Source organism: Caballeronia sp. SEWSISQ10-4 2 (genome assembly GCF_030464885.1).
GTDB lineage: Bacteria > Pseudomonadota > Gammaproteobacteria > Burkholderiales > Burkholderiaceae > Caballeronia.
Genome location: NZ_JALPRJ010000092.1, coordinates 1 through 13131, shown reverse-complemented (window position 1 = coordinate 13131; position 13131 = coordinate 1). Strand labels below are relative to the sequence as shown.

Annotated in this window: 13 protein-coding genes and 1 tRNA gene; 2 read left to right on the top strand and 12 right to left on the bottom strand. The window is 59.4% G+C overall.

Going from position 1 to position 13131, the window contains the following annotated elements; genetic code table 11:
- Window positions 1–54: 54 nt before the first annotated feature.
- The 10 genes from rplT to M0D69_RS37315 all read right to left on the bottom strand — a co-directional run bounded on the left by rplT (window position 55) and on the right by M0D69_RS37315 (window position 9100).
- Window positions 55–414, bottom strand: a complete 360-nt coding sequence (gene rplT / locus M0D69_RS37360) for a 50S ribosomal protein L20 (protein WP_007585475.1) — start codon at window positions 412–414, stop codon at window positions 55–57.
- A gap of 29 nt (window positions 415–443) precedes the next feature.
- Window positions 444–641: a 50S ribosomal protein L35 gene (gene rpmI / locus M0D69_RS37355; protein WP_047898168.1), complete on the bottom strand. Its 198-nt coding sequence runs from the start codon at window positions 639–641 to the stop codon at window positions 444–446.
- A gap of 213 nt (window positions 642–854) precedes the next feature.
- On the bottom strand, window positions 855–1379 hold the full coding sequence (gene infC, locus M0D69_RS37350) for a translation initiation factor IF-3 (protein WP_075643994.1): 525 nt from the start codon (window positions 1377–1379) through the stop codon (window positions 855–857).
- A gap of 50 nt (window positions 1380–1429) precedes the next feature.
- A complete protein-coding gene (gene thrS, locus M0D69_RS37345; RefSeq protein ID WP_301786836.1) occupies window positions 1430–3337 on the bottom strand; it encodes a threonine--tRNA ligase in 1908 nt (635 codons plus the stop codon).
- Between the two features lie 279 nt (window positions 3338–3616).
- Window positions 3617–3693 (bottom strand) — tRNA-Val (locus M0D69_RS37340).
- A gap of 198 nt (window positions 3694–3891) precedes the next feature.
- The gene (locus tag M0D69_RS37335) at window positions 3892–6132 is read right to left on the bottom strand and encodes a bifunctional (p)ppGpp synthetase/guanosine-3',5'-bis(diphosphate) 3'-pyrophosphohydrolase (RefSeq protein ID WP_301786835.1); all 2241 of its coding nucleotides are present in this window, start codon (window positions 6130–6132) and stop codon (window positions 3892–3894) included.
- A 37-nt stretch (window positions 6133–6169) separates the two neighbouring features.
- Window positions 6170–6523, bottom strand: coding sequence for a RidA family protein (locus tag M0D69_RS37330; RefSeq protein ID WP_301786834.1), 354 nt, complete (start codon window positions 6521–6523; stop codon window positions 6170–6172).
- A gap of 47 nt (window positions 6524–6570) precedes the next feature.
- Window positions 6571–7488, bottom strand: a complete 918-nt coding sequence (locus M0D69_RS37325) for an alpha/beta fold hydrolase (RefSeq protein WP_301786833.1) — start codon at window positions 7486–7488, stop codon at window positions 6571–6573.
- Between the two features lie 263 nt (window positions 7489–7751).
- On the bottom strand, window positions 7752–8393 hold the full coding sequence (locus M0D69_RS37320; RefSeq protein ID WP_301786832.1) for a CoA transferase subunit B: 642 nt from the start codon (window positions 8391–8393) through the stop codon (window positions 7752–7754).
- Between the two features lie 2 nt (window positions 8394–8395).
- Window positions 8396–9100, bottom strand: coding sequence for a CoA transferase subunit A (locus M0D69_RS37315; protein WP_301786831.1), 705 nt, complete (start codon window positions 9098–9100; stop codon window positions 8396–8398).
- 197 nt (window positions 9101–9297) lie between these two features.
- On the opposite strand from M0D69_RS37315, the gene M0D69_RS37310 reads away from it, so the two are divergent.
- Window positions 9298–9843, top strand: coding sequence for a LuxR C-terminal-related transcriptional regulator (locus M0D69_RS37310; protein ID WP_301786830.1), 546 nt, complete (start codon window positions 9298–9300; stop codon window positions 9841–9843).
- Here M0D69_RS37310 and M0D69_RS37305 read toward each other — a convergent pair.
- Both M0D69_RS37305 and M0D69_RS37300 read right to left on the bottom strand, forming a co-directional pair.
- Window positions 9840–10313: a thioesterase family protein gene (locus tag M0D69_RS37305; protein ID WP_301786829.1), complete on the bottom strand. Its 474-nt coding sequence runs from the start codon at window positions 10311–10313 to the stop codon at window positions 9840–9842. The genes M0D69_RS37310 and M0D69_RS37305 overlap by 4 nt on opposite strands.
- Window positions 10310–11083, bottom strand: coding sequence for an SDR family oxidoreductase (locus M0D69_RS37300; protein WP_031359014.1), 774 nt, complete (start codon window positions 11081–11083; stop codon window positions 10310–10312). Before M0D69_RS37300 ends, M0D69_RS37305 begins: the two co-directional genes overlap by 4 nt.
- Window positions 11084–11298: 215 nt before the next feature.
- On the opposite strand from M0D69_RS37300, the gene M0D69_RS37295 reads away from it, so the two are divergent.
- A complete protein-coding gene (locus tag M0D69_RS37295; protein WP_301786828.1) occupies window positions 11299–12972 on the top strand; it encodes an electron transfer flavoprotein-ubiquinone oxidoreductase in 1674 nt (557 codons plus the stop codon).
- The last annotated feature ends 159 nt before the right edge of the window (window positions 12973–13131 follow it).

Here is a 13131-nt window from a genome sequence, read left to right as displayed (position 1 = left end):
TCAAGAACAACGCTACAACGAACCACGCAGTACCAATCTTGCTAACAAGCTCGATCAGGCTGCAACGGCGGCTTTTACCTGCTTGACGATCGCAGCAAAAGCAGCCTTGTCGAACACAGCCATGTCGGCCAGCACCTTGCGGTCGAGTTCGATCGAAGCCTTCTTCAGGCCGTTGATGAACACGCTGTACGTCATGTCGTGCTGACGCACCGCCGCGTTGATACGCGTGATCCACAAAGCACGGAACACACGCTTCTTGTTGCGGCGATCGCGATAGGCATATTGCCCGGCGCGCATGACCGCTTGCTTGGCGATGCGATAGACGTTATTGCGACGGCCGCGGTAACCCTTGGCCAGCTTGATGATCTTCTTGTGACGGGCCCGTGCGGTAACCCCACGTTTGACTCTAGGCATAATGCGCTCCTGTGAGTGTCAGTTAAGGGTTAAGCGAACGGCAGCATTGCGCGCACGGAGTTCATATCTGCATGATGAACAGCCGTGGAACCGCGCAAATGGCGTTTGACCTTGGTGGTCTTCTTCGTCAGGATGTGGCGCTTGAAGGCTTGACCGCGCTTGACGGTACCGCCCGGACGCACCACGAAGCGCTTTGCAGCACTCTTCTTGGTCTTCATCTTCGGCATGAAACTACTCCAGTTTATTTGATGGATATGGGTGTGCGGTCGATCCATTCGATCCTGACCCGCCCTTCGAAACCCACATGCCACTTATGAGCGGCAGGCTTTTGACAGCCACCGCTTTTTCATGAGCGCCGCCTATTATCCGGCGATGCCCTGAAACCTGCTTTACCGATGCCGCGCAGACCTTGAAAACAGCAAGGCCGCGCGATCCATCAGTTACTTCTTTTTCTTCGGCGCCATGACCATGATCATCTGGCGCCCTTCCATCTTCGGCATTTGCTCGACCTGACCGTGCTCTTCGAGATCGGTCTTCAACCGCTCGAGCACGCGCATGCCGATTTCCTGGTGAGCCATTTCCCGACCGCGAAAACGCAACGTGATTTTCGTCTTGTCGCCATCTTCGAGAAAGCGCGTGAGGTTACGCAGTTTCACGTTGTAGTCACCGTCGTCGGTGCCCGGCCGGAACTTCACTTCCTTGACCTGAACGATCTTCTGCTTGAGTTTCGCCTCGTGCTGCTTCTTCGCTTCCGAGTACTTGAACTTACCGTAATCCATCAACCGGCAAACAGGCGGAACGGCCTGCGGCGCGATTTCGACAAGATCCACGTCCTGCTGTTCCGACATGCGGAAAGCATCGGCCAGTTTCACGATTCCGAGCGGCTCGTTGTCCACTCCGACCAAGCGCACTTCCGGTGCAGTGATTTCCCCGTTGATGCGATGTGCAGACTTATCAGTAGCGATGTTACGTTTCCTCTAAAAATCTAAAAAAACTAGCCGCGCTGCGGGTGGGCTTACTTGTACGCCTGCACGTCCTGCTGCAGACGCTCAAGCAATGCATCGGCTGACATCACGCCAGCATCGATACCGCCACGAGCACGCACGGCTACGGTTTGCGCCTCACGCTCCTTGTCTCCGACAACCAGCAAATACGGGACCTTCTGCAGCGTGTGCTCTCGTATTTTATAGCTAATCTTCTCGTTGCGCAAATCGCTCTCTACTCTAAGCCCTTGTTTTTGCAACGATTGGGTCAGTTGCAGTGCATATTCAGCCTGACTTTCAGCGATATTCAGGACCACAGCCTGCACCGGCGCGAGCCAGGACGGCATTGCACCAGCGTGGTGCTCGATCAGAATGCCGAGGAAACGCTCCATCGATCCGACGATTGCACGGTGCAACATCACCGGGCGCTTGCGGCTGTTGTCTTCCGCCACATATTCCGCGCCAAGGCGCTCCGGCAGCACCATGTCGAGCTGCAGCGTACCGCATTGCCACGACCGGCCGAGCGCGTCCTTGATGTGGTACTCAATCTTCGGACCGTAGAACGCACCCTCGCCCGGCAACTCTTCCCACGTCAGCCCGCACGCCGTCAGCGCGTCACGCAGACCCTGTTCGGCGCGATCCCAGGTTTCGTCCGTGCCGGAACGGGCATCGGGACGCAGCGACAACTTGATGTCGATGTGATCGAAGCCGAAATCCTTGTAGATGCTCATCGCGAGCGTGTTGAACGCGATCGACTCTTCGATGAACTGGTCTTCCGTGCAGAAAATGTGCGCGTCATCCTGGACAAAGCCGCGCACGCGCATCAGGCCATGCAACGCGCCTGAGGCCTCATTGCGATGGCACGAGCCAAATTCCGCGTAACGCAGCGGCAAATCACGATACGAACGCAGGCCGTGATTGAACACCTGCACGTGGCCAGGACAGTTCATCGGTTTGATCGCGTAATCGCGCTTCTCCGACTCCGTCGTGAACATGTTTTCACGATAGTTCTGCCAGTGACCCGACGCTTCCCACAGCGAGCGGTCCATGATCATCGGCGTCTTGATTTCGAGATAACCGACTTCGCTCAGGCGGCGGCGGATGTATTGCTCGACTTGTTGCCAGATCGCCCAGCCCTTCGGATGCCAGAACACCATGCCCGGCGCTTCTTCCTGCAGATGGAACAGGTCGAGTTGCTTGGCGAGCTTGCGGTGATCACGCTTCTCGGCCTCTTCGAGCATATGCAGGTAGGCTTCCTGGTCTTCCTTCTTCGTCCAGGCCGTGCCGTAAATACGCTGCAACTGTTCGTTCTTCGAATCGCCGCGCCAGTACGCGCCTGCGACCTTCATCAGCTTGAAGACCTTCAGCTTGCCCGTGGACGGCACGTGCGGGCCGCGGCACAGGTCGGTAAAACCGCCGTGCGAATAGAGCTTGATGTCGTCGGTGGACGGGATCGATTCGATGATCTCGGCCTTGTACTTCTCGCCGATGCTCTTGAAGTAGTCGATGGCTTCACCGCGCGTCACCACGCGACGCGAGACCGGCTCGTCCTTCTTCGCGATCTCGGCCATGCGCTTTTCGATCTTCTCGAGATCTTCGGGCGTGAAAGGACGGCTGTACGCGAAGTCATAGTAGAAGCCGTTTTCGATCACCGGGCCGATCGTCACCTGAGCGTCCGGATACAGATCCTTGACCGCGTAGGCCAGCAAATGCGCCGTGGAATGGCGAATGATGTCGAGACCGTCGGCGTCCTTTTCGGTAACGATGGCAAGCGACGCATCGTGATCGATCAGCGTGGACGTATCGACGAGTTCGCCGTCGAGCTTACCGCCCAGCGCAGCCTTCGCGAGACCTGCGCCAATCGACGCGGCAACCTCCGCAACCGATACGGGGTGGTCGTACTGTCGAACTGACCCGTCGGGCAAACGTATCGAAACCATTTCGTTCTCCAAGACGCCGGCAGCCGACGCCCAAGTTCATTCAACAATGCCTTGCAAGGCGCGAGTCGAACGCGCGAAGGCAAAAAAAATGCGGCCCCACTTTTCGAGGGGCCGCATTCACTTTCCTACAAACTGCAAAGGCGAAAGTGGTCCTCGACTAGCGTCGCTCCGAAGCTGTTTCGGTCAACGTTCGCGGTGCCATCTTGTTCATTTGCCTTTCGCGCCAAGACGCTTGCTGCAGTTTTGAAAATCCGACGTGAACCGGATTTCCACTTTCGTTGGTAGGCTCGATTGGACTCGAACCAACGACCCCCACCATGTCAAGGTGGTGCTCTAACCAGCTGAGCTACGAGCCTGAAGAAGCGAAATTATATGGAGCGTTTTGAATCCTGGCAAGCACTTTCATGCGATGACACTGAAGAAGTTCGTCGATACGTTTAAGAAGCATCAACAATGCGCTTCAAATTCAACGCGTTAAGGGCATGAGGCAGGGCATGAGGCAGGGCATGAGGCAAGGCATGAGGCCGTGCGCGCTTTTCTTCAGGCGAACTGCTTCAGGCCCGTCTCGACGCGCGCACCACGCCCTGCACTTCGCTCAGCAACGAGCACGCGCGCTGAATTTGCGCGGCGCTCGACACCTCGACCGTAAATTGCATGTACGCGACGTTGCGCCGGCTCTGCGTCTTCACGCCTGTCACGTTCATCTTCTCTCGTGCAAAGACTTCGGAAATGTCGCGCAGCAAGCCTTGTCGATCGTTTGATTCCACGGCGAGATCGACCGGATACACCGACGAGCCGCGCCCGCTCATCACGTCGGCGGACCAGGCGGTTTCGAGCACACGTTCGGGCGAACGCTCGGCCATGCGCTGGAAGGTCACACAATCGCTGCGGTGAATCGACATGCCCTTGCCGCGCGTGACAAAGCCCGAGATGCGGTCGGGAGGCGCCGGACGGCAGCACCGGGCGAGTTGCGTGAGCAACGCATCCACGCCGACAACCAGCACACCCGTAGAGGCGCCCTGCGCCACGCTTTGGCCGCTGCTGCGCTTTTCGAACTGCGCCGGCGCTTCGACCTCCGGTTCCGGCGGTGGCGTGTCGTGCAGCGCCTGCTCGATGTTGCGCAGGCTGAACTCTTCCTTGGCGACGACCGCGTACAGATCCTCGGGCGTCTTGAAGCCTAGCTTCGATGCCAGTTGATCCAGATTGACCGACGTCTTGCCTTCACGCTGCAGCGTCTTTTCAACGAGCGCGCGCCCGTTCGCGATGTTTTCCTCGGAATCGACCGCGTTGAACCACGCCCGCACCTTCTGCCGCGCACGCGGGCTGTGCAAATAGCCGAGCAACGGATTGAGCCAGTCGCGCGACGGCGCGCCCTCCTTCACTGCGACGATCTCGACCGTCTGGCCGTTCTGCAGCGGCGTGTTGAGCGGCACCATTGCCCCGTCGACGCGAGCGCCGCGACAACGATGCCCAAGCTCGCTGTGCAGGTGATAGGCGAAGTCGACCGCGGTTGAGCCTTGCGGCATCGCGATCACGCGTGCCTGCGGCGTGAGCACGTAGATGTGGTCGTCGTCGAGTGTGGCGTCGCGCAAATGCTGCCACGGTTGCGTGCCCGCCTGCGGCTGGTCGCCCTCGGAAACGTCTTCTTTCCACGCTAGCAATTGGCGCAGCCATGCGATTTTCTCGTCGTACTTGTCTTCGGCCGTGACCTGACCACCGTACGCGCGGGTACCGGCTTCCTTGTAGCGCCAGTGCGCCGCTACGCCGTATTCAGCGAATCCGTGCATTTCCTGCGTGCGGATCTGCACTTCGAACGCACGGCCGTCGTCGCCAACCACTACTGTATGCAGCGACTTGTACCCGTTCGGCTTCGGCCGCGAAATGTAGTCGTCGAATTCGCGTGGCACCGGCTGCCACAGGTTATGGACGATGCCAAGCACGGTGTAGCAATCCTTGATGTCGTCGACAATCACGCGAAACGCGCGCACGTCGTTCACCTCGGAAAAATCCAGTTCCTTGCCGCGCATCTTTTTCCAGATGCTGTAGATGTGCTTCGGCCGGCCGCTTACTTCCGCCCGGATGTGCGCGGTAGCCAGTTCCTTCTGCAAGCGAGCGATGGCTTCGGTCACATAGGCTTCACGCTCGACGCGTTTCTCGTCGAGCAGCTTTGCGATGCGCTTGTAGGTTGGCGGTTCCTCGAAGCGAAACGCGAGGTCTTCCAGTTCCCACTTCAATTGCCAGATGCCTAGCCGGTTCGCGAGCGGTGCATAGATCTCGAGCGTTTCACGCGGCACGTCCGGCGAAGGGTCGAGCTTGTTCGCCGCGTAATAGCGCAATGACTGGAGCCGCGATGCGAGCCGGATCAGCACCACGCGAATATCCTGCGCGAACGCGAGCAGCATCTTGCGCAGCGCTTCCACCTGGGCACGGCGCGCGGCTTGCGCGTCGCGGCCCGTTTCCGGCAACGTTGCCTGCGCGGCCCGCGAGCTGACCGAACCGAGCCGCCACAGTTTGCGGACATCGGCGACAAGGCTCTGCACTTCCGCGCCGAAACGCTCGCTTATCACACGCTCGGGATCGTCGATATGCGGCGCGATCGCGAATAACGCCGCCGCAGCGATAGCCGCCGGATCGACGTTCAAGGTTTGCATGATCCGCGCCGTGCCGGCCGCGTGCTCAACCAGCAACTCGCCACTGGTCAACCGTACGTCCCCCGCATGCTCGCGCACGAACGCGAGCGCGTCGTCGAAGGACGGCTCGGGTATCACGGCGGGGGAAACGGCGGTATCGGTCATGCTGTGTTCAGTGCGCGTGAAGTCGGGGCTTGGCTACTCAGCTACGCACCGCAGCCACGACCACCACTTCCACGAGGCATGCCGGATTGGCAAGCTTCGATTCCACGGTAGCCCGCGGCGGCGCATTGCCTTCCGGAACCCACATGTCCCAAGCTGCGTTCATGGCGGCGAAATTGACCATGTCGGAGAGATAGATCTGCACCGACAGCAACTGCGTCTTGTCGCTGCCGGCTTCAGCCAGCAAGCGGTCGATATGGCCGAGCACTTCGCGGGTCTGGCCCGTGATGTCCTGATCGGTGTCTTCGGCAATCTGACCGGCAAGATAAATGGTGCCGTTGTGGATCGCGATTTCGGAAAGACGCGCGCCGACATGGTGACGAATGACTGCCATGAGTGTTCCTGAGAGTGAGTTGTCAAAAAACCGCACGAAGCCCGATATTATGCCTTGGACGTTTCAGTATCGAGGAAGAACCGGTACGCGATCTCGATCTGATCAGGCGCCAGAAACGCCGGCGCGTGGCCCACGCCCGCGATCTCCTTGCTCGTCACTGCCTGCCCGCTCGCGACCATTTTTTCTACCGTCTCGCGCGACAGCAAATCCGAATGTTCGCCCCGAACGACTAGCACCGGATGCTGGATCGCTGACAGCGAATGCCACAGGATCGCTTCACCGAGCGCGGCCGCTTTCTCGTCTGCCACGGCGAAAGGGACCGCGATTTTCGGGTCGTATCGATACCCCCAGCGGCCCTCGCGCTCCTGCATCAAGGGCGTGTTGATCGCACGCCATTCATCGGCCGTCAGCGGTCCGAAAGACGCGGCGAGCAGTGCAGCGTTGTCGATACCTTCCTGCAGCGTGGCGAACGTCTCACCCTTACCAAGATAGGTGCCAATACGCTCGAGCGCCACCGGTTCAATATGCGGTCCAACATCATTCAGCAGCATTTTTCGAATAGGCGAATTTGGCATTCCTGCGAGCCCAAGCCCGATCAGCCCGCCCATCGACGTCCCGAACCAATCCACTGTTTCCACGTTCAGCCGTGCAATGAGCGCAACCATGTCCGACACGTACTGCGGCACCGCGTAATGTTTCGGATCGGCGAGCCAGTCCGATAAACCTCGCCCGACCACGTCCGGACACACCACCCGATACTCGCGGCCAAGCGCTTTCGCTACCTCGTCGAAGTCCCGGCCCGAGCGTGTCAGCCCATGCACGCACACGAGTACACGCGGGTTCGCCGGATCGCCCCATTCGCTATAAGCCATGCGATGCAGGCCCGAGGGGCTAATGCACTGCACGTGGCGTTGGCGTGGTGTGGGAACAAACGAAGGCGCAGCTTCGACGATAGACACGGACATAAGGTTTTCCTCGGTGCGATAGCGCTGCGGCATACGGACAACTCAGCTGGAAACGATTGTAAACGCTTTACCCGGCCGCTTCGGCGCAACGCAGCGGCGTTGGCTGACCGGCCTAAGCAAAGTCATGCAAACCTGAAACGCCAGCCGCCTTACCCGTCCCGCCCCGCGAAAACATTGCGACGTAAACAAAAAAACCGTTCCGACTCAGGTCGGAACGGTCCGTTTTGGCCGGCAAAACAACCCGGCGTCAGTGCAGAAAAACCTTACGTAACGCCGCTCACATCGAGCGGCGCGCCGGTTTTCTGCTGGATCTCTTCCACGCTGACACCCGGCGCCAGTTCAACGAGTTTCAGTCCGGCATCGGTGACATCGATCACGCCAAGATCCGTGATGATCCGGTCGACCACGCCAACCCCCGTCAGCGGCAACGTGCACGCCTCGAGAATCTTGTGCTGGTCGCCCTTCGCCACGTGCTCCATCAACACGATCACGCGCTTCACGCCCGCGACCAGATCCATCGCGCCGCCCATGCCCTTGATCATCTTGCCGGGGATCATCCAGTTGGCCAGGTCGCCCGTCTTGCTGATCTGCATGGCGCCCAGAATGGCCAGGTTCACGTGCCCGCCACGAATCATCGCGAACGAATCCGCCGACGAAAAAATCGACGATCCCGGCAGCGTGGTCACCGTTTGCTTGCCGGCGTTAATCAAATCGGCGTCGACTTCTTCTTCCGTCGGCGACGGCCCGATGCCGAGCAAGCCATTCTCCGATTGCAGCCACACTTCCATGCCTTCCGGCACGAAGTTCGCCACCAGCGTGGGCAAGCCGATGCCCAGGTTCACGTAAAAACCATCCTGCAATTCCTTGCCCGCCCGCGCGGCCATCTGGTTCCGGTCCCATGCCATGATCAGTCTCCTTTCGCGCGCACGACGCGTTGTTCAATGCGTTTTTCCGGATGTGCGTTCAGCACGATGCGCTGCACGAAAATGCCCGGCGTGTGAATGGCGTCGGGATCGAGTGCGCCCGTTTCCACGATTTCCTCCACCTCGACCACCGTGATCTTGCCGGCCATTGCGCACATCGGGTTGAAGTTGCGGGCCGTGCGGCGATAAATCAAATTGCCCGATTTATCGGCTTTCCACGCCTTCACCAGCGCCACGTCAGCGGTGAGCGAATGTTCGAGCACGTAGTGGTTCTCGCCGAATTGACGCGTTTCCTTGCCTTCCGCGATCACCGTGCCATAGCCCGTGTTGGTGAAGAACGCCGGAATGCCCGAGCCGCCCGCGCGCAGCTTTTCAGCCAGCGTGCCCTGCGGCGTGAATTCGAGTTCGAGTTCGCCGGCCAGATACTGGCGCTCGAATTCCTTGTTCTCGCCCACGTACGACGAAATCATTTTCTTGACCTGACGGGTTTCGAGCAGCAGCCCGAGTCCGAAGCCGTCGACGCCCGCATTGTTGCTGATGCACGTGATGCCTTGGACGCCTGAGTCGCGCAATGCCGCGATCAGCGCTTCGGGAATGCCGCACAGGCCGAAACCGCCGACGGCAAACGTCTGGCCGTCCTTCACGATGCCATCGAGCGCCTCTTTCGCGCTGGGATAGACCTTGTTCATCTGTTTGTCCCTTCCTGATCTGGATGAAATCCGTTTATTTAAGCCGTTCGCGCTACCGGTTTGCATAGCGCGAGACGACTTTCTGACGTGGCAAAAGAGTACGACGCCGGATCGATCCGGCACAATACGCAAAAATACATAAGTAATTGCCGTACTGCACGGTGATGAAACAGTTAAACGCGAGTCCTGCCAGCCAAATGCCTCAACTGGATTATCAAACAGCGTTTCATCTTGCGCCGGTCGGACTGGTGTTGTCACGGGAACGGATCATCGAAGACTGCAATGCGCAGCTCTGCGCAATTTTTGGCGTCGCTCCGGAAGCCTTGCTGGGCCGCTCGTTCGAAGTGCTGTATCCGTCGCCGGTGGAATTCGAGCGGATCGGTGAGCGCATCGCCGCGTTGATGCAGCGCCAGGGCAGTTACGCCGACGACCGCATCATGAAACGCGCGAACGGGGAATTGTTCTGGTGCCACGTGACCGGCCGCTCGCTCGATCTGAGCGCGCCGCACGCCGCCGGCGTATGGACCTTCGAGGATCTGAGCGCGACGCGGCGGGTTGCCATCGAACTCACGCCGCGCGAACGCGAAATCGCCGCGCAGCTCGTCACGGGCAAGACCAGCAAGCAAATCGGCCGCGCGCTGGATATCAGCCCGCGGACCGTGGACATCTACCGCTCAAAACTCATGCGCAAATACGACACGGGAAACGCGACCGAACTGCTGCAGCGCCTGCTGGGCGACTAGCTGCCTGTTTGGAGACCCGTTCCCGCCGTTTCGATGGCATGGCGCAGCAGGTCGGGAATCTGCACCGACTTCCCCGCCGCATAGTCGATCCACACGCATTTCGCCGTACCGCGGGCGTAGAGCGTGGCTGGATCGTCGGCGCGAAACAGCTCGAAACGCGTGTCGAAACTGCTGCGGCCGGGTGGTCCGACAAACATGCTGCCGATTACATCGCCGGGATAGTGGAGCTGCCTCAGGAATTCCATCGATGCATTCACGATCACCGGCCCTTGCCCTTCGACGTTAGCGCCGGCGATGGCCAGTTGCCGGAACCACGAGATTCGCGTTTCTTCCATGAAACGGAAGTAAACCGTGTTATTGACGTGGCCGAATGCGTCCATGTCGCCCCATCGCAGCGGCATGGAGAGTTCGAATACGCGATGAAAACCGTCCGTCTTCGTCGCGGATACCTGGTCGAGAACCTGGCTCATAGGCCAAACCCGTCGTCGGCGGCGATCACCGAGCCGTTGATGAACTGAGATTCGTCGGCGGCAAGCAGCAGCAGCAAACCATCCAGGTCTTCAGGCGTTCCCACCCGGCGACGCGGCAGCATGGCCAGCAGTTTTTGGCCAGCCTCGCTTTTCCAGTGATGGTGATTGAGTTCGGTATCGATATAACCCGGGCAGATCGCGTTCACGTTGATGCCGTGCCGGCCCCATTCCTGCGCCATTGCCTTCGTCATATGAATGACAGCGGCCTTGCTCATGGAATAAATGCCGATCTGCGGCAAGGTCTTGAGACCCGCCATGGACGCGATGTTGATGATCCGGTAGCCCGGTTTGGCCGTGCCGTTGCCCCGCATGATCATCCGTTTCGCCACTTCTTGCGCGACAAAAAACGCGCCGCGCGTGTTGGTATCGAAAACAAAGTCAAAGTCCGACGGCGTCACGTCCGTGAGCTTTTGCTGGGTCGACACGCCCGAATTGTTCACAAGAATGTCGATCATGCCGGCCTCCGTCTCCGCGTGCGCGACGGCCGACTTGATGCTTTGATAATCGGTGACGTCAAGCGAGACGACGTGCGCCGCGCCGCCGGACGCCTCGATCTCGGCGCGCAGTTCCTTGAGGCGCTCGGTGCGCCGGCTTGCCAGCACGACGCGGGCGCCCGCCTGCGACAATACTTGCGCAAAGCGTTTGCCAAGTCCGCTGGAAGCGCCGGTGATCAGCGCGCATTTGCCTTCCAGGTTGATCGAACGGCCCATTGTTTTTCCTTGGTTGAAAGCGATTGAGATGCCCGGGATCGAACCGTCTTGATGCCGTTCGCCCCCAAATCAGCGTCGAATCGAAGCAGCCGATATGCTATCGTGAAATAATACGGTCGTGCTAATTACAGGAACGTTGGTTGCACCCTGCGAATGGTTCCCTGACAATACGCGATCCCCAAAAAAAGCATTCTAACGTTAGACAGGAGCATTGGATGACCCCGGAGAGTCTCATCGAGCAGTACGGTCCCCGTGAATCCATGGAGTACGACGTCGTGATCGTGGGCGGCGGTCCTGCGGGATTATCGGCGGCTATCCGGCTGAAGCAGCTCGCGCAGGAAAAAGGCGTCGAGCTGGGCGTCTGCGTGCTGGAGAAAGGCTCCGAGATCGGTGCGCATATCCTCTCGGGCGCCGTGATGGACCCGCGCGGGTTGAGCGAGCTACTCCCTGACTGGAAAACCCAGGGCGCGCCGCTCGATGTGGAAGTCACCGAGGATCGCTTCCTGTTTCTGTCGAAAGATAGCGCCAAGCAGGTGCCGAACTGGCTGCTTCCGGATAACTTCAAGAACCACGGCAACTATGTCGTGAGCCTGGCGAACGTCACGCGCTGGCTGGGGCAACAAGCTGAAGCGCTGGGCGTCGAGATATTCCCGGGCTTTCCTGCAGCCGAAGTGCTCTACACCGAAGACGGCGCCGTGCGCGGCGTGGCCACAGGCAACATGGGTGTGGGCAAGGACGGCGAACCAACCGCCAACTTCCAGCTCGGCATGGAATTACACGCCAAATACACGCTGTTCTGCGAAGGCGCACGCGGCAATCTGGGCCGTCAGCTCACCGATAAATTCAAGCTCGCCCGCGACGCCGATCCGCAAGTCTATGGCCTCGGCATTAAGGAGCTGTGGCAGATCGATCCGTCGAAACATAAACCGGGTCTGGTGATCCACACCGCTGGCTGGCCGCTGGAAAACGATACCTACGGTGGCTCGTTCCTCTATCACATGGACGATAACCAGGTGATGGTGGGCTTTGTCGTCGGACTGGGATACTCGAATCCGTACCTCTCGCCGTTCGAGGAGTTCCAGCGCTACAAGACGCACCCGGCGATCCGCACGTTCCTGGAAGGCGGCAAGCGCGTGTCGTACGGCGCGCGGGCAATCACGGCCGGGGGATTGATGTCGTTGCCGAAGCTCGTGTTCCCGGGCGGAGCGTTGGCCGGCGACGATGCCGGGTTCCTGAATGCATCGCGGATCAAGGGCAGTCACGCCGCGATCAAGTCTGGCAAGATGGCCGCCGAGGCCGCGTTCGATGCCGTGCAAGCCGGTCGTCAAGCGGACGAACTGAGCGCCTACCCCGACGCTTTCGATAGCTCGTGGCTCAAGACCGAGCTCTATCGCGCGCGCAATTTCAAGCAGTGGATGAGCAAAGGCCTGTACCTCGGCACGCTGATGGTCGGGCTTGAGCAGAAGGTCCTGGGCGGCAATGTGCCGTGGACGCTGCATCATCAACACGCGGATAACGAAACGCTCAAACCCGCGTCGCAATGCAAGCCGATCGTGTATCCGAAGCCGGATGGGAAGCTGACGTTTGACCGGTTGGCGTCGGTGTTCATATCGAATACGAATCACGAGGAAAACCAGCCGGCGCATTTGACGCTGAAGGATGCATCGGTACCGGTGGATGTGAATCTGCGGACGTATGCGGGACCGGAAGGACGATATTGCCCGGCTCAGGTGTACGAGTTCGTGAAGAACGATGACGGCAGCGAACGCCTGCAGATCAACGCGCAGAATTGCGTGCACTGCAAGACTTGCGATATTAAAGACCCGACACAGAACATTGTGTGGGTGCCACCGGAGGGCGGTGGCGGGCCGAATTATCCGAATATGTGATCGTTCGGATTTGAGGCTTTAAGAAAAGCGCCGGTTCTTTATCAGGTTGCGCGAAAGACCTCGGCCTTCAGGCCGGGGATGGACAGCGCGCCAGATGATTGCCTGTGGCTTAGGAACACTTATACTGTATGTATGAACAGTGTTCCCGCTAAAACGACC

Coding starts and splice junctions, on each gene's coding strand:
- rplT (WP_007585475.1), bottom strand. CDS start 414: ATGCCTAGAGTCAAACGTGGGGTTACCGCACGGGCCCGTCACAAGAAG.
- rpmI (WP_047898168.1), bottom strand. CDS start 641: ATGCCGAAGATGAAGACCAAGAAGAGTGCTGCAAAGCGCTTCGTGGTG.
- thrS (WP_301786836.1), bottom strand. CDS start 3,337: ATGGTTTCGATACGTTTGCCCGACGGGTCAGTTCGACAGTACGACCAC.
- M0D69_RS37335 (WP_301786835.1), bottom strand. CDS start 6,132: ATGACCGATACCGCCGTTTCCCCCGCCGTGATACCCGAGCCGTCCTTC.
- M0D69_RS37330 (WP_301786834.1), bottom strand. CDS start 6,523: ATGGCAGTCATTCGTCACCATGTCGGCGCGCGTCTTTCCGAAATCGCG.
- M0D69_RS37325 (WP_301786833.1), bottom strand. CDS start 7,488: ATGTCCGTGTCTATCGTCGAAGCTGCGCCTTCGTTTGTTCCCACACCA.
- M0D69_RS37320 (WP_301786832.1), bottom strand. CDS start 8,393: ATGGCATGGGACCGGAACCAGATGGCCGCGCGGGCGGGCAAGGAATTG.
- M0D69_RS37315 (WP_301786831.1), bottom strand. CDS start 9,100: ATGAACAAGGTCTATCCCAGCGCGAAAGAGGCGCTCGATGGCATCGTG.
- M0D69_RS37310 (WP_301786830.1), top strand. CDS start 9,298: ATGCCTCAACTGGATTATCAAACAGCGTTTCATCTTGCGCCGGTCGGA.
- M0D69_RS37305 (WP_301786829.1), bottom strand. CDS start 10,313: ATGAGCCAGGTTCTCGACCAGGTATCCGCGACGAAGACGGACGGTTTT.
- M0D69_RS37300 (WP_031359014.1), bottom strand. CDS start 11,083: ATGGGCCGTTCGATCAACCTGGAAGGCAAATGCGCGCTGATCACCGGC.
- M0D69_RS37295 (WP_301786828.1), top strand. CDS start 11,299: ATGACCCCGGAGAGTCTCATCGAGCAGTACGGTCCCCGTGAATCCATG.